At 72.4% G+C, this 15681-nt stretch carries 14 protein-coding genes; 7 read left to right on the top strand and 7 right to left on the bottom strand.

Translation table 11 applies throughout. The features are described 5' to 3' along the window. Positions 1 to 11: 11 nt before the first annotated feature. On the top strand, positions 12 to 809 hold the full coding sequence (locus BSL84_RS12565; protein WP_030030505.1) for a S16 family serine protease: 798 nt from the start codon (positions 12 to 14) through the stop codon (positions 807 to 809). Here BSL84_RS12565 and BSL84_RS12560 read toward each other — a convergent pair. The 3 genes from BSL84_RS12560 to BSL84_RS12550 form a co-directional block, all read right to left on the bottom strand. After that, positions 739 to 2034: an MFS transporter gene (locus BSL84_RS12560; RefSeq protein ID WP_075970360.1), complete on the bottom strand. Its 1296-nt coding sequence runs from the start codon at positions 2032 to 2034 to the stop codon at positions 739 to 741. The two genes, BSL84_RS12565 and BSL84_RS12560, sit on opposite strands and share 71 nt — an antisense overlap. Further along, positions 2031 to 2696: an ArsR/SmtB family transcription factor gene (locus BSL84_RS12555; RefSeq protein ID WP_079273174.1), complete on the bottom strand. Its 666-nt coding sequence runs from the start codon at positions 2694 to 2696 to the stop codon at positions 2031 to 2033. The genes BSL84_RS12560 and BSL84_RS12555 overlap by 4 nt, the downstream gene beginning before the upstream one ends. An 85-nt stretch (positions 2697 to 2781) precedes the next feature. Beyond that, a complete protein-coding gene (locus BSL84_RS12550) occupies positions 2782 to 3261 on the bottom strand; it encodes an Lrp/AsnC family transcriptional regulator (RefSeq protein ID WP_030030502.1) in 480 nt (159 codons plus the stop codon). A gap of 141 nt (positions 3262 to 3402) precedes the next feature. Between BSL84_RS12550 and hppD the strand changes: the two genes are divergently transcribed. Further along, positions 3403 to 4557 carry a 4-hydroxyphenylpyruvate dioxygenase gene (gene hppD / locus BSL84_RS12545; RefSeq protein WP_030030501.1) on the top strand — a complete coding sequence of 385 codons (1155 nt, stop codon included), beginning with the start codon at positions 3403 to 3405 and terminating at the stop codon, positions 4555 to 4557. Between the two features lie 289 nt (positions 4558 to 4846). On the opposite strand, the gene BSL84_RS37470 is transcribed toward hppD, so the two are convergent. Then, entirely contained in the window at positions 4847 to 6403 is a 1557-nt protein-coding gene (locus BSL84_RS37470) for a tetratricopeptide repeat protein (RefSeq protein WP_267894040.1), read from the bottom strand. Positions 6404 to 6499: 96 nt separating this feature from the next. Between BSL84_RS37470 and BSL84_RS12535 the strand changes: the two genes are divergently transcribed. Then, entirely contained in the window at positions 6500 to 7882 is a 1383-nt protein-coding gene (locus BSL84_RS12535; protein ID WP_075970359.1) for an FAD-binding oxidoreductase, read from the top strand. A gap of 125 nt (positions 7883 to 8007) precedes the next feature. On the opposite strand, the gene BSL84_RS12530 is transcribed toward BSL84_RS12535, so the two are convergent. Then, a complete protein-coding gene (locus BSL84_RS12530; protein ID WP_030030879.1) occupies positions 8008 to 8487 on the bottom strand; it encodes an SsgA family sporulation/cell division regulator in 480 nt (159 codons plus the stop codon). Positions 8488 to 8745: 258 nt separating this feature from the next. On the opposite strand from BSL84_RS12530, the gene BSL84_RS12525 reads away from it, so the two are divergent. Beyond that, complete coding sequence (locus tag BSL84_RS12525; protein WP_075970358.1) at positions 8746 to 10335, top strand: RDD family protein; 1590 nt, start codon at positions 8746 to 8748, stop codon at positions 10333 to 10335. A gap of 130 nt (positions 10336 to 10465) precedes the next feature. Continuing rightward, complete coding sequence (locus tag BSL84_RS12520; protein WP_045323899.1) at positions 10466 to 11194, top strand: RDD family protein; 729 nt, start codon at positions 10466 to 10468, stop codon at positions 11192 to 11194. 130 nt (positions 11195 to 11324) lie between these two features. Here BSL84_RS12520 and BSL84_RS12515 read toward each other — a convergent pair whose 3' ends face one another. After that, positions 11325 to 11621, bottom strand: coding sequence for a hypothetical protein (locus BSL84_RS12515; RefSeq protein ID WP_075970357.1), 297 nt, complete (start codon positions 11619 to 11621; stop codon positions 11325 to 11327). Between the two features lie 477 nt (positions 11622 to 12098). Between BSL84_RS12515 and BSL84_RS12510 the strand changes: the two genes are divergently transcribed. Together BSL84_RS12510 and BSL84_RS12505 are read left to right on the top strand one after the other, a co-directional pair. Next, complete coding sequence (locus tag BSL84_RS12510; RefSeq protein ID WP_045323900.1) at positions 12099 to 14456, top strand: immune inhibitor A domain-containing protein; 2358 nt, start codon at positions 12099 to 12101, stop codon at positions 14454 to 14456. A gap of 113 nt (positions 14457 to 14569) precedes the next feature. After that, positions 14570 to 14872, top strand: coding sequence for a hypothetical protein (locus BSL84_RS12505; RefSeq protein WP_045323902.1), 303 nt, complete (start codon positions 14570 to 14572; stop codon positions 14870 to 14872). A gap of 134 nt (positions 14873 to 15006) precedes the next feature. Here the strand turns inward: BSL84_RS12505 and BSL84_RS12500 are convergent, their stop codons facing one another. Further along, entirely contained in the window at positions 15007 to 15606 is a 600-nt protein-coding gene (locus tag BSL84_RS12500) for an isochorismatase family protein (RefSeq protein WP_030026544.1), read from the bottom strand. Positions 15607 to 15681: the final 75 nt, after the last annotated feature.

Below are 15681 nucleotides of genomic sequence, written 5' to 3'. Positions count from 1 at the left end.
AGATTGGGCGGGTGCTCTCTCGTCTCACACGTCTGCCGCGTCCCGCCGCCCTGGCCGTCTGCGCCGTGCCCGTTCTCGGGCTGTTCGCCGCCGCGGCCTTCGCGCCGCTGCCCTTCGTGGTCGCCGAGCCCGGGCTCACGGCCGACGTGCTGGGCTCCGACCAGGGCAAGCCCGTCATCACCGTCTCCGGGGCCCCCGTCCGGGACACCAGCGGGCAGCTGCGGATGACGACCATCCGGGCCACCGGACCGTCCTCGACGATGCAGCTGCACGAGCTCGCCGACTACTGGTTCGCGGCTGATCGGGCCGTCCTGCCCCGTGAGGTCGTCTACTCCTCCGGTGGAAGCGACGAGGAGATCGAGAAGCACAACCTGGAGGAGATGGCCAGGTCGCAGTCGTCCGCCGCCGACGCCGCCCTCGGCTTCCTCCACAAGGACCCCAAGGACGTGAAGGTCGACCTCAATCTCGCCGACGTCGGCGGCCCGAGCGCCGGGCTGCTCTTCTCCCTCGGCATCGTCGACAAGATCGACGGCGACGGCAGCGGCGGCGACCTCACCGGCGGCCGCACCATCGCCGGTACGGGCACCATCACCGCCGACGGCAAGGTCGGCGCCGTCGGCGGCGTGGCCCTGAAGACGCAGGCCGCGCGGCGCGACGGTGCCACTGTGTTCCTCGTACCGAAGGACGAGTGCGCGGACGCCCAGGCCGAGCTGCCCGACGGGCTCCAGCTGGTGCCCGTCACTTCGCTGACGGATGCGGTGAACGCTCTTCGCGCGCTGAACCGGGGAGAGGCCGCCCCGTCCTGCTGACGTCCGGCTCACGCTCCATCCCCCGCCAGGCGGGGAACACCAGCGGTGCGAGCGTCGTGAGCAGGTAGGTGCCGCCGAAGAGCAGCAGCGTGGTGCCCACCCCGAAGCCGTCGACGAGCAGTCCCGCCGCCAGCCCGCCCATCGGCATGGTCAGCTCGCAGCCCGCGGTGCTCACCCCCGCGACCCGGCTGCGCAGCTCCTCGGGGACCTGCTCGTAGACGACCGTGGACAGGATCGGGTTCAGCATGCCCGCGCCCAGTCCGGCCAGCGCCATCGTCACCGCGAGCGGCAGCGTCGTGTCGGTGACGGCGGCGACCGCGTACCGGGTGGCGCCGGACACCAGGAAGGCCGCCGCGAACACCGTCCGGCGCGGGAAGCGCTCGCCCCACATCCCGTAGAGCAGGGCACCCAGCAGTGCGAAACCGCCGAAGAGGGAGATCATCAGGCCGATCGCGGTGGCGCCGCCGAGGACGTCCCGGCCGTGCACGGGCAGCAGGACCGAGGACCAGCCCTGGTCCAGGCCGTTGGTCATCATGACCATCACCGTGATGGCCAGGAGCAGGCGGGAACGGGTCAGGAACACCCAGCCCTCGGCGAGTTCGGCGGAAAAGGCGGCGAACGACACCTTGCCGGCGGCCCGTTGCGGCTCGGCGGCCGGGACTCCGCGCAGGAAGGCGCAGACGAGCAGCGCCGACACCCCGAAGGTGGCGGCGTCCAGCAGCAGTACCGTCTCGGCGCCGAACCCGGCGATCAGCAGTCCGGCCACGGCCGCCCCGACCATACGGGCCCCGCGCGAGACCGCGTCGTAGAGGCTCGCGGCCCGGGCGAGGGTCGTGCCCGCGTGCTCGGCCAGGTTCGGCAGGAGGACACCGCGGGCGGTCAGTCCGGGGGTGTGCACCAGGCCGCCGACGGCCATCAGCGCGCACAGCATCCAGAACTCCAGCACGCCCAGGTGGTGCAGCAGCGGGATCGCGCCGACCGCCAGGCCGCAGATCAGGTCGGAGGCGGCGGAGACGCGGCGGCGGCCGATCCGGTCGATGACCGGTCCGCCGACCAGGGCGGCCACGATGACGGGCAGGGTGGCGCAGAAGGCGACGACGCCGGCCCGGCCCGCGCTGCCCGTGGTCTGGAGCACGAACCACGGGACACCGATCAGGGTGAGTGAACTGCCGGCGGTGGAGATGGTGTTGGCGGCCAGAACGGCGGCCAGCGGACGCCGGCTCATTCGGCGCCGCGGTGGTCGGCACTGCCCGGCACCTCGCGGGTGCGGCGCGGGAGGGCGTGGGTGTGGAAGCGGACCGTCTCCGTGCCCTCCTCGGCGGGCAGGTCGCGGTAGCTGTTGATCACGTCGTGCAGCTTGTGGACCAGTTCGTCGGTCTGCGCGGCGGTCAGCCGGAGCGTGAAGTCGCTGAAGTCCGAGCCGGTCCGCCACTGCGGTGACCAGGTGTGCGAGGTGGCCAGCCAGGTGTTGACCTCCCGCGCGTGGGTCGCGGCGATCTGGCGCAGGAAGACGTCCGCCGCGGCGCGCGTGGCCTCGTCGCCGTCGTCGACCAGCGTCTCGTCGAAGCGGGTGCCCTCGTGGGCGGCCCGCCACCACCGCTCGCGGCCCTTGCCGTGCTCCGGTGCGTCCTCGACGAAGCCGTGCGCGGCGAGTTGGCGCAGGTGGTAGCTGGTGGCGCCGCTGGACTCGCCGAGACGCTCGGCCAGCCGGGAGGCGGTCGCGGGCCCGTCCTGGCGCAGGGCGGCCAGCAGGCGCATGCGCAGGGGGTGGGCGAGGCCGCGCAGGGCGCGGGCGTCGAGGGAGCGGACGTCCGGCTGTACGGGCTGCCCGGACCCCAACGGGCCTGTGGACGTCAAGCGTTCGCTGCGTTCGCTGTTCTCGGGCATGGCTCCACCGTAGAGTTGCAAAGAAACCTGTGCAAGGATTTATTTGCAACCCTTTCTTTGGAACTCGGGCCCAGCGCCCCCGTGTTCAGCCCCTGTTGTCGTCCTCTGCGGCCTGCTCCACCAGTGGGATGATCCGGAACGGCACCGGGTTCTCCATCACGATCGCCGTCGAGGCCCTGACGATCCCGTCGAAGCCCACGACCCGGTCGATCACCCGCTGGAGATCGGCGTTGGACCGGGCCACCAGGCGGCACAGCATGTCCCCGTGGCCGGTGGTGGTGTGCAGCTCCAGCACCTCCGGGACCCCGTCCAGGTGTGCCCGTACGTCGGCCCCCTGCCCCTGCTTGATCTCCAGCGTGGCGAACGCGGTCACCGGATAGCCGAGCGCCGTCGGGTCGACCTGCGGGCCGAAGCCGCGGATGACGCCGTTGGACTGGAGCCGGTCCAGGCGCGCCTGCACCGTCCCGCGCGCCACGCCCAGCCGGCGCGAGGCCTCCAGGACCCCGATCCGGGGCTCGCGGGCGAGCAGGACGATGAGCCGGCCGTCGAGTTCGTCGATACCCACGCGAGCCTCCCGCAGCCCACGCATGCCCGTGGGTGGTCATAGTGCACAGATGTTTCAACCATACTCTGGCGTGGCTGTGCAGTTTGTACAGTCAATCAGGAAACTATTGCGCAGCTTGTGGATCGGCGGGACTCTGCGCTCATGACTGAGTCTCTGGCGAACCTCGAAACCACCCCGCACACCGCGCGTGAGGCAGACCCCTTCCCGGTGAAGGGCATGGACGCGGTCGTCTTCGCCGTCGGCAACGCCAAGCAGGCCGCGCACTACTACTCGACCGCCTTCGGCATGAAGCTCGTCGCCTACTCCGGACCGGAGAACGGCAGCCGCGAGACGGCCAGCTACGTCCTGACCAACGGCTCGGCCCGCTTCGTGCTGACCTCGGTCATCAAGGCGACGACCGACCACGGCCGCTTCCTCGCCGAGCACGTCACCGAGCACGGCGACGGCGTGATCGACCTCGCCATCGAGGTCCCCGACGTCCGCGCGGCCTACGCGTACGCCGTCGAGCAGGGCGCCCGCGGCCTCGACGAGCCGTACGAGGTCAAGGACGAGCACGGCACCGTCGTACTCGCCGCCATCGCGACCTACGGCCAGACCCGCCACACCCTGGTGGAGCGCGGCGACTACACCGGCCCCTACCTGCCGGGCTACGTCGCCGTCGAGCCGATGGTGGCGCCCCCGGCCAAGCGCACCTTCCAGGCCATCGACCACTGCGTCGGCAACGTGGAACTCGGCCGCATGAACGAGTGGGTCGCCTTCTACAACAAGGTCATGGGCTTCACGAACATGAAGGAGTTCGTGGGCGACGACATCGCGACCGAGTACTCGGCGCTGATGTCCAAGGTGGTCGCGGACGGCACCAAGAAGGTCAAGTTCCCGATCAACGAGCCGGCGATCGCGAAGAAGAAGTCGCAGATCGACGAGTACCTGGAGTTCTACAACGGCCCCGGTGTCCAGCACATCGCGCTGGCCTCGAACGACATCGTCGCCACCGTCCGCTCCATGCGGGCGGCGGGCGTCCAGTTCCTCTCCGTCCCGGACACCTACTACGACACCCTCGGCGAGTGGGTCGGCGACACCCGCGTGCCGATCGACGAGCTGCGCGAGCTGAAGATCCTCGCCGACCGCGACGAGGACGGCTACCTGCTGCAGATCTTCACCAAGCCGGTGCAGGACCGCCCGACCGTCTTCTTCGAGATCATCGAGCGCCACGGCTCGATGGGCTTCGGCAAGGGCAACTTCAAGGCCCTGTTCGAAGCCATCGAGCGCGAGCAGGAGAAGCGCGGCAACCTCTGACGTCGCGCGCACGTACCTAGGGCCTGTATCGAGTTGCGCCGCGACGCCGCGGGGCAACTCGATACAGGCCCTACAGGCCCCCGGCCCGTGCCGGGGGCCTGGGGCGTGCCGTTCGGATCCGGCCGACGAGATCCGACCGCCACGCCCCCGGGCTGCCGTCGGCTCCGGTGCGCGGGGCCGGGCGCGCCGCCGCGTGGTGTCCTCCGGAGGGGAGTGGGCCAGAGCGCGGCGACCCGCCGCCCGCCCGCGCACCGGGCCGTACGCGCGGCCACCGCACCCCCGCCGCAGCTCAGCGGGCGGTCGGCGACGGCTTCGCCGACGGCTCGGGCTTCGCGGACGGCTCAGGCTTCGTCGACGGCTCGGGCTTCGCCGCAGGCTTCGGCTTCGGCACCGGGTTCGGCTTCGGAAGCTCCGGCTCGACCCACGGCTCCACCGGCTGCAGATGCTCCGGCCCGCCCGGCGGCGGCTGACCGATCGCCGCCAGCGCCTCCTTCGCCAGCGGCCCCCGCACCGGAGAGAAGTACGGGTTCGTCCGCAGCGCCTCCTGCAGATGCCGCCGCGCTCCCGCCTCGTCACCCAGCGCCTGCTCGATCATCGCCCGGTGATAGGCGAAGTCCGCGCTGCGCAGCCCCGGCTCCGTCGCCTTCTTCGCGTACTCCAGAGCCGCCGTGTGATCGCCCGCCCGGTGCAGCGCCCACCCCAGCGCGTCCGCCGCCTGCATGCTCTTGTGCCGCTCCCACTCCTGCGACAACCGCCGCACCGCCGCCGCCGGATCCCCGTGGTCCGCCTCGTACAGGCCCAGCACCACATCGGCGTCCACGCCGTTCGCACTGTCACGGACCGCCATCGTCGCCAGCGCGTCGTACTGCGCGCGCGCCTCCTGATCCCGGCCCAGCGACTCCAGCAGCTCGCCCAGCTCCCGCGCCAGCTGCGGCACCGGGGTCCGCCCCAGCGCCATCCGGTAGTCCCGCACCGCCTCCCCGCCGCGCCCCAGCGCCGCCAGCGCCCGCGCCCGGCCCGCCAGCGCCTCCGCCTGCGCCGGATCCGTCCGCAGCGCCGCCTCGTACTGCCGCAGCGCCTCCGCCGGCTCACCCCGCTCCCACGACAGCTCCCCGAGCCGGAACAGCGCGTACGCCTTCTCGGCCGGAGCCTTCGCCGCGGCCGCCGCGGACTCCATCGACACCACCGCGTCCTCGCGCCAGCCGCGGTCCCGGTACACCTGCGAGGCCCTGATGTGCGCCACCAGCCCCGGCCGCAGCTCCAGCAGCAGCTCCATCGCCTTCTGCGCGCCCTTGTAGTCGCCGAGCCCCGTGTACGCGTCCACCAGCACCGGGTACGCCGACCACTCCTTCGGCGCCTGCGCCCGTACCAGCTCGCCCCACTTCCGGGCCGTCCCGAAGTCCCGCCGGGCATTGGCCAGCGCGCCCATGCCCGTCATCGCCTCGAAGTTGCCCTTCTCCGCCGGGCGCACCTCCAGCGACCGCTTCAGGGCCTTCTCCGCCTTCGGGTACCAGGCCGAGTCCGCCGTGCGCCGCGCCTGCTCGATGTAGGCGGAGCCGAGCACCGCCCACGAGGCGTCGTCGTCGGCGTGCGACGCCACCCACTTCTCCCGGTCCGCCACCAGCGCCACCACGTCCGTCGCCGAAGCGGGCGCACCCATCCCCACCGCCGCGGCGGCGCGTTCGCTCGGCCCCGGCGGACGGGCGTCGTCACCGGTCCGGGCCGGGCGGATCAACAGGGCCCCGGCGATCAGGACCACCGCCACCCCGGCGGCCACGAGCGTCTTGCGGCCGGTGAAGGTCACGGGCGGCGCCGGCGTCTGCGAATCCTCGTCGAAACGGTCCATGGGGTCACTGTGCGTCAATATGAAGAGCATGCCGGGGTGTCCGCAGACGGGCGCGGGCGTGTTCACACCGATGGCCCCGGGTGCCACGCTGGCCCCATGGATGATGACCTCTCCGCACGTCTGCGAGCGAGCCTCCTCGAAGGGCTCCCCGCCGACGCCCTCCTCACCGACCCCCAGGTGACCGCCTCCTACGCCGGCGACATGGCCAGCTTCTGCGCCGCCGGCACCCCGGCGGTCGTCGTCCTGCCCCGGACGGTCGAACAGGTCCGGCACGTCATGCGCACCGCCACCGCCCTACGGATCCCCGTGGTCCCGCAGGGCGCCCGTACGGGCCTGTCGGGCGCCGCCAACGCCACCGACGGCTGCATCGTGCTCTCCCTCGTGAAGATGGACCGGATCCTGGAGATCAGCGCCGTCGACCGGATCGCCGTCGTCGAACCGGGCGTCGTCAACGCCGTCCTCTCACGGGCCGTCGCCGAACGGGGCCTGTACTACCCGCCCGACCCCTCCAGCTGGGAGCAGTGCACCATCGGCGGCAACATCGGCACCGCCTCGGGCGGCCTGTGCTGCGTCAAGTACGGAGTCACCGCCGAATACGTCCTCGGCCTCGACGTCGTCCTCGCCGACGGGCGCCTGCTGCGCACGGGCCGGCGCACCGCCAAGGGAGTCGCCGGCTATGACCTCACCCGGCTCTTCGTCGGCTCCGAAGGCAGCCTCGGCATCGTCGTACAGGCCGTCCTCGCCCTCAAACCGGCGCCACCCCGGCAACTGGTCCTCGCCGCCGAGTTCCCCTCCGTGACAGCCGCCTGCGAGGCCGTCTGCGCCGTCATGGAGGCCGGACTGACCCCCTCCATGCTGGAACTGATGGACCGTACGACCGTCCACGCCGTCAACGCCCTCGGCAGGATGGGCCTGCCCGAAGCCACCGAGGCGCTGCTGCTCGCCGCCTTCGACACCCCGCACGCCCCCCAGGACCTCGCCGCCGTGGGGGAGCTGTGCACGGCCGCCGGAGCCACCGCCGTCGTGCCCGCCGAGGACGAGGCGGAGTCGGAACTGCTGCTCCAGGCCCGCCGGATGGCCTTCCCCGCACTGGAGGCCCTGCGGCCCGCCACGATGATCGACGACGTGTGCGTGCCGCGCTCCCGGCTCGGGGAGATGCTCGAAGGGACCGCCGCCATCGCCCGCGCCCAGGACCTCCTCATCGGCGTCTGCGCGCACGCCGGCGACGGCAACACCCACCCCATCGTCTGCTTCGACCCCGCCGACGAGGACGAGACGCGGCGGGCCCGCGAATCCTTCGGCGAGATCATGGGACTCGGCCTCTCCCTCGGCGGGACCATCACCGGCGAACACGGCGTCGGCGTGCTGAAGAAGGAATGGCTCGCCCGCGAACTCGGCCCGGTCGGACTGGAGATGCAGCGCGCCGTCAAGCAGGCCTTCGATCCACTGGCGCTCCTCAACCCCGGCAAGGTCCTCTGACCGTACGAGGCGCAGACCGGCCGGGTTCCGCCGGGCGCGCGGGCTCCGGCGCCCGCGCGGATCGCGGGTGTCGCGGGTGTCGCGCGGATCGCGGGGACCGCGCGGCGTCCGGGGGCCGTTCGCCATCACAGGTCCCCGTCCGCCGACTCGTCCGACGGCCACGGGTCCCGCAGCCACAGGTCGTCGGCCGGCGTCGGAGCCAGCAGCTCGGCCAGCGCCGCGTCCAGGCCGAGCCGATCGGCCTCGGTGCCGGGCGGGACGACGCGCAGGGTCCGCTCCAGCCACGCCGACACGGACAGCGCAGGAGCCTCCAGGAGGGCGTCTCCGTCGGGCGAGCTGAGCGCCATGCAGAGCACGGCGTCGTTGTCGACCTTCGTGGGCCAGATCCGGACGTCGCCGTGACCGCACGGGCGGAACACCCCCTCCACGAGCAGCTCGCGGGCGAAGGTCCAGTGGACCGGGGTGTCCGAGCCGGTGTGGAAGGTGATGTGGACGGCGTACGGGTCTTCCGTGAGGTAGAGCAGGCGCGCCGGGACGGGGATGCTGCGCTCGGGTGACAGGACCAGCTTCAGTTCCAGCTCGCGCTCGATGACGGGGTGGTGCATGACTGCCTCACTTCGGTTCGGTGCGGGGGGCCGGACGGCGCCCCACACCTGCGGAGAGCTGCCATGTGCCCGGGTATGACGCGACTTTCGCCGCCGAACGCGAGATTGGCTGAATCCTGTCGGCTGTCTGAAAACAGTCGTGTGGAGTGACGTTCGCTCAATGGCTTGGATTCTCCCGTTACCGGACCTGTCGGCCCACGGTTCTTGGCTATGGTCCTCCCCTTGCACAAGCCTCAAGCCACGATCGGAGTTGGGGACATGACGGCCTCCCCTGGTGACGGCGAGCACGCGGCCCGCGAGGGCTACTACCCGGATCCGTCCATTCCCGGGTACATCCGGTACTGGAACGGCGCGGCCTGGGTCCCCGGTACGAGCCGCCCTGCCCCGGCGGCGCCCGCACCCGTCCCCACGCCCGTCCCCCTGCCCGTCCCGCTTCCCGCGCCCACCCCGATGACCGCGCCCGCCCCCGTCCCGGCCCCGGCCCCCGCCCCCGTCCCCGCCCCCGTCCCCGCTCCGGTCCGCCCGCTCGCCGCCCGGACCCCCGTCGCCGCGCCCGCCGTCCGCGCCGACGAGACGGGGCCGGTGTTCCTGGACGAGAGCCCCGCGACCGAGGCGCCCGCGGAACCCGCGCCGGCTCCGGATCCCCACGCGGATCCCGCGGCCGGGCCGGCACCGGCGGTGTGGCAGGCCGACCCCGTGCACCAGGCGGGCTTCGGCGGGCCCCGCGACCGCCGGGTGTCGTGGGGCAGCCCGCAGGAAGCCGACCCGCAGCCCGCACCCGCCTCCGCGCCCACCCCTGCTGCCGCCCCCGAGCCTGCCCCCGCCGCCGCTCCCGCCGCAGAGCCCGGGCAGCCGCAGGCCCGGCCCGCGGGGATCTCCCTGGCCCGTACGCCGTCCGCCGCGGCGGCACCCGCCAGACCCGCCGCGCCGTCCTCCGCCGGCATCCTGTCGGCGCGCTCCCCGGCCGCACAGGCCGCGCAGGCCGCGCAGGCCGCCCCGGCGGCCCCCGCCGCCCCCGCTTGGCCCGACGCGCCCGGAGCGGGCGGCCCCGGCCCCTCCGGACTCACCTCCTCCTGGCCCGAGGCGGCCCCCGCCCCCGCTCCGGTTCCCGCCCCCGCCCCCGCCCCGGCCCCCGCTCCCGCCCCGGCCGGGCCCGTACGCCGTGAGCCGCAGCCCGCCGCGCCCGCCCTCCCCGAGGCGTGGGAGCCCCGGCCCGCAGGAGCCCGCCCGAAGGCTCCGCAGCCCGCCCCGGACGCCGCGCCCGCGGCGGAGCCGGCCGCCCGGGGATGGGAGCCCCGCGGAGCCGAGGAAGCCCGCGCGGGCACCCGCACCGGCCGCTCCGGCACGCCGCGGGAGGTCTTCGAGCGGATGGCTGACCGGGCCGTACGCCCCGCCGGGCTGGTGCGCCGCGGCCTGGCCCGGGTCCTGGACTCCCTCGTGTTCGCCGCCGTGGCCGCCGCCGTCGCCCGGCCCCTCGTGCCCGGGGTCACCGCCCACGTCCAGGCCAAGATCGACGCGGCCCGGGCGAGCGGCCGTACCACCACCGTCTGGCTGCTCGACTCGACCGTCGCCGGCAGCCTCGGCGCGGTCTTCGCGGCCGTCGTCCTCTTCGGCCTCTTCTACGAGGTGCTGCCCACCGCCCGCTGGGGCCGTACCCCGGGCAAGAAGCTGCTGGGCGTCCGTGTCCTGGCCACCGCCACCCTGCGCCCGCCGTCCTTCGGCGCCGCCCTGCGGCGCTGGCTCGTGTACGCCTTCCTGGGCCTGCCCGGCAGCCTGTGGTGCCTCGTGAACCGCCCCCGCCGCCAGGGCTGGCACGACAAGGCGGCCAGGACGTACGTGGCGCGCTGAGGGCTGTCCCGCCCCGGCGGGCGCGCGACACGCCCTGGGACGGTGTCCGCGGAAGGTCACCGGGCGTGCCCCGGCCACGAACGGACGCGGTCCCGTTGCGGGGGCGGCGGACCCGGGTTCGACTCGGGCCATGAGTAGCGACCAGCCGCCGCCGGGCCAGCCGCCCGAGGAAGACCCGTTCCGCAAGAAGCCCGAGGAACCGACGCCTCCGTCGGGCGGTTCGCCGTACGGCCCGCCGCCCCCCGCGAGCGGCGGCCCCCCGCCCCCGGGCGGCGCGGGCCCCGGCGGCGGGGGATACCCGCCCCCTCCGCCCCCGTACGGCGGCGGAGGAGACCCGTACGGCGGTGGCGGCGGCTACGGCATGCCCGACCCGCTGGCCGGCATGCCCCCGCTCGCCGACTTCGGCAAGCGGCTCGCCGCCCGCCTCGTCGACGTGCTGATCGTCGCCATCCCGCTCGCCCTGATCCAGCTGGCCTTCGGCACGAACCGCTACACCGTTCAGACCGATCGGGGCGAGGACGTCAGCGAGGTCTTCACCAAGTCCTACAGCGGCAGCGGGCTGCTGATGACCCTGATCTCGATCGTCGCCTACCTCGGCTACGACTGGTGGTTCACCAAGAAGGACGGCCGGACGCCGGGCAAGAGGCTGATGGGCCTGCGCGTCGCCATGCTCAACGACGGCACCGTGCCGAACTCCGGCGCGGCCCTGACCCGGGCCGCCGTGCTCTGGCTGCCGGCGCTGATCTGCTGCTTCTGCCTGTGGCCGATCGCGCTGGCCATCTCGATCCTCGTCGACAAGCCCTACAAGCAGGGCCTGCACGACAAGGCGGCCAAGACCGTGGTGGTCCAGTCGACCTGAGCCGCCGCGTCCCGCGGCCCCTGCCGGGCCCGCGGTGACCACACACGCACAGCGCACGCCCGCGACGCGGGCGGCCTCCCCCGAGCGAGGCCGCCCGCGTCGCGTCGTCCCACCGGCGAAGGGCGAAGTGTCAGTGGTGGACGGGGTGTTCGGCAGACTCCGCCCGCCGTCCGGATAACCGGGGTGCTGTCGCCGCCCCTGTCGCGGACGCCGTCGCCGCGCCGGAGCCGGTACGCGCCGCGTGGCGGCCCCGGCGTTTGGGAGCGGGCACGGTGAGGGCGACGAGCAGACCCAGGGCGAGCGCGGCGGCGGAGATGACCGCGACGCCGAGCCCGGTGCTCGTCTGCGAGAGCAGCAGCATGGCGATCGTCGACACGATGACCGTGGCGGACCCGTACGCGAGCTGGGCGGCAGTCGGACGCGGCATGGCGATATCCGTCCTCGGTGAGGGGGAGGGGGAGTCGGCTCAACCAACGTCGCGCGTCAAGTGACTCTATGACGGGGATGCCCGGAAGGAGCCGCCGGTAAGCGTGACCTAACACACGGTGCCGGAGCACAGGGGGCGCACGGCATCATTTTCTCGGGCCGGAACAGGGGGAGAAAGGGGACGGTACGGACCCGTATCGGGGTCGTGAAGCGCCCTTCGCCCCGTATGGCAGTGGAACGTCCGGATAGCGGAACTCCCTGACCGCATAGTGCAGTTGTAAGCTGCAAGTCAAGGTCTGTCTTTTCTCGCGTCTCTCCGGTCAAATGTCGTCACTTGAGACGCGCGCCGCGCGGAACCCCCCGCTCCTATGGAGAAGTTCCGAACTCAGACGTTGCGGCCGCGGGAGGGGAACGACATCAAGTGACCAGCAATTCCGCCAGACGGCGTGCGATTCGCGCTGCCGCCGTCACCGTGACCATGGCCGCATGTGCGACCAGCGCCACCTTCTTCACCGTCACCGCCGCCCAGGCCGAGGGCAAGCCCTCGGCCGCCCCGGTGGCGGACCGGCAGGACCCGACCACTCCTGCCAAGGTCGTCGAGCACGACCTCAAGGGCCCGTTCAGCGAGCAGCAGGCCCAGCAGCGCAAGGCCGCCCTGGACCAGGTCCTCCAGGGCAAGAAGGGCGTCGAGCAGCGCGGCGCCTCCAAGGTCGTCAAGCTCGACGACAAGAAGTACGTCGAGCTCGGCCGCGAGAAGACCGACAAGATCTTCACGATCCTCGTCGAGTTCGGCGACCAGGTCGACAGCACGACCATGCACGACCCGGACGGTCCCGGCCCCAAGCCGGCCGTGCCGAAGTACGGCGGCACGCCCGGTCCGATGCACAACTCCATCGCGCAGCCCGACCGCGCCAAGGACAACAGCACGGCCTGGCGCGCGGACTTCAGCCGCCAGCACTTCCAGGACCTGTACTTCGCCACCGGCGAGGGCAAGCACTCCCTGAAGACGTACTACGAGAAGACCTCCTCGGGCCGCTACTCGGTCGAGGGCGAGGTCTCCGACTGGGTCAAGGTCCCGTACAACGAGGCCCGTTACGGCTCCAACTTCTGTGGCCAGTCCAACTGCTCCAACGTCTGGGACACCGTCAAGGACGGCGTCACGGCGTGGGTCGAGGCGCAGAAGAAGGCCGGGAAGACCGACGCCGAGATCAAGGCGAAGCTGGCCCAGTACGACCAGTGGGACCGCTACGACTTCGACGGCGACGGCAACTTCAACGAGCCCGACGGCTACATCGACCACTTCCAGATCGTCCACGCGGGCGAGGACGAGTCGGCCGGCGGCGGCGTGCAGGGCCCCGACGCCCTGTGGGCGCACCGCTGGTACGCCTACGGCACCGCCGCGGGCAAGACCGGCCCGGACAACAACAAGGCCGGCGGCACCCAGATCGGCAACTCCGGCATCTGGGTCGGCGACTACACCATGCAGCCCGAGAACGGCGGCCTCGGTGTCTTCGCCCACGAGTACGGCCACGACCTCGGCCTGCCCGACCTCTACGACACCACCGGTGGCGGAGAGAACGGCGTCGGCTTCTGGTCCCTGATGTCGGCCGGCTCCTGGCTCGGCACCGGCAAGGACTCCATAGGCGACATGCCGGGCGACATGACCGCCTGGGACAAGCTCCAGCTGGGCTGGCTGAACTACGACACGGCCAAGGCCGCGACGAAGTCCACGCACAAGCTCGGTGTCTCGGCGTTCAACACCAAGGACAAGCAGGCCCTGGTCGTCGAGCTGCCGAAGAAGAAGGTCCAGACGGACATCGTCGCTCCCGCCGAGGGCTCCACCCAGTGGTGGAGCAACATGGGTGACGACCTCAAGAACACCCTCACCCGCTCCGTCGACCTGACGGGCAAGTCGTCCGCCGCCCTGTCCCTCAAGGGCTGGTGGGACATCGAGGCCGACTACGACTACCTCTACACCGAGGTGTCCACGGACGGCGGCGCCACCTGGACCGCCCTCGCCGGCACCGCCGACGGCACGGCCATCCCGGCCGACGCCTCCGGCAGCCCGTCGCTCACCGGCGTCTCGGGTGCCTGGCAGAACCTCAACTTCCCGCTCGACGCCTACGCGGGCAAGAAGGTCGACCTCCGCTTCCGCTACCAGACGGACGGCGGCGCGGGCGGCAAGGGCTTCGCGGCCGACGCCCTCACCATCACCGCGGACGGCTCCGCGCTGTTCACCGACGGCGCCGAGAACGGCGACAACGGCTGGACCGGCAAGGGCTTCTCCCGGATCGGCGCCGGCTTCACCAAGGAGTACGCGCAGTACTACCTGGCCGAGAACCGCCGCTACGTGTCGTACGACTCCACCCTCAAGGTGGGCCCGTACAACTTCGGCTTCGGCAACACCAAGCCGGACTGGGTCGAGCACTACCCGTACCAGGACGGTCTGCTCATCTGGCAGTGGGACACCAGCCAGAAGGACAACAACACCAGCGTCCACCCCGGCCAGGGTCTGATCCTGCCGATCGACGCCAACGCCAAGCCGATGAAGTGGTCGGACGGCACCCTGCTGCGGAACAAGATCCAGCCGTACGACGCCACCTTCAGCGCGTACTCCACGGACGCCTTCACGCTGCACAAGAACGGCGAGTCGCTGTTCCTGAAGCCGAAGCCCACCAACCTGGTCTTCGACGACCGCAACCCGGGCAAGTACTACTCCGAGGAGAACCCGACCGGATCGGTGAAGGTCACTGACACCAACACCAAGATCAAGATCCTGAAGGAGACCTACGACGGTGAGGTCATGACCGTCGAGGTTGGCCCCTCCAAGAAGTAATCCGGTAAAACCGCAGGTCAAAGCATGATCGGCCGTCGCCCTCTAGCGGGCGGCGGCCGATCGCGTTTAGATGCCCCGGTACGAGGTTCTTATTGACGGGGGAGATGACCGACATGCCCGGTGGAGGTTTCGTCAGATTGCCAGGCGGCAGCGTGGTCGTGGCGCTCACGCTGCCGAGGCCGTCCGGTGAGGGCGGAAACGTCCGCGTGCTGGTGCACGCCGCGAACCGGGCCCGCGCCCTGACCAGGCTGCGGAACCTCGGAATGCGCGCCGTGTACCTGCGGGGCAACGCCCAGCCGCCCACGCCCGACGAGGTGACGGCCGTCCTGCACCATCCGGACGGCCTGCTGTGGCGCGCCGCACCCGACCGCGCCCAGGAGCTCTGGCACCCCATCCGGGCCCTGCTGGGCACGTAGGGACCCGGCGCGGTCCTGTCCCGGGGCCCTGGGGGGCGTCGTGCCGGTTCCGTCTGGGGGCTGGGTCCGGCACGCACGCACCGGACCCCGCCACCCCCGCCCTCACGGGCGGCCGACGCTACTTCGACGACCCCCTAGGCCCGGGGCCCGACCGCGCCCACGAGGGTCACACCGGCCGCGCGGAGCTCCTCCAGGGCCCGCTCGGTGGTGTGCGGGGCCACGGCCGCCGTCAGGTCCAGCAGGACGCGCGTGGTGAAGCCGGCGCGGGCCGCGTCGAGGGCGGTGGCCTTCACACAGTGGTCGGTGGCGATGCCCACCACGTCGACCTCGCCGACGTGCCGCTCCCGCAGCCAGGCGGCGAGGCCGTCGCCGTTCTCGTCCGCGCCTTCGAAACCGCTGTACGCGGCCTCGTAGTCGCCCTTGTCGAAGACCGCGGCGACCGCACCCGAGGCCACGGCGGGCGCGAAGTTCGGGTGGAAGCCGACCCCCTCCGTGCCGGCCACGCAGTGCACCGGCCAGGAGCTCTCGTAGTCCGGCTCGGCCGGCGGGTGCGCGAAGTGCGCCCCCGGGTCGATGTGGTGGTCGCGGGTGGCGACGACGTGCCGGTACCCGGCGGTGGCCTGCCCGATCAGCTCGGTGATGGCGGCGGCGACGTCGGCTCCGCCGGTGACCGCGAGGCTGCCGCCCTCGCAGAAGTCGTTCTGCACGTCGACGACGATCAGTGCGCGGTGCATTTCGCGTGCCCTTCGGCTTGATGGTGTGCTGCGGCGGGCCCTGCGGGAGGCTCTTCCCCCACCCCGCCCCTTCCC

Origin of the sequence: Streptomyces sp. TN58 (genome assembly GCF_001941845.1) — a bacterium.
Classification (GTDB): Bacteria; Actinomycetota; Actinomycetes; order Streptomycetales; family Streptomycetaceae; genus Streptomyces.
This window is presented reverse-complemented; position numbering and strand designations above follow the sequence as displayed.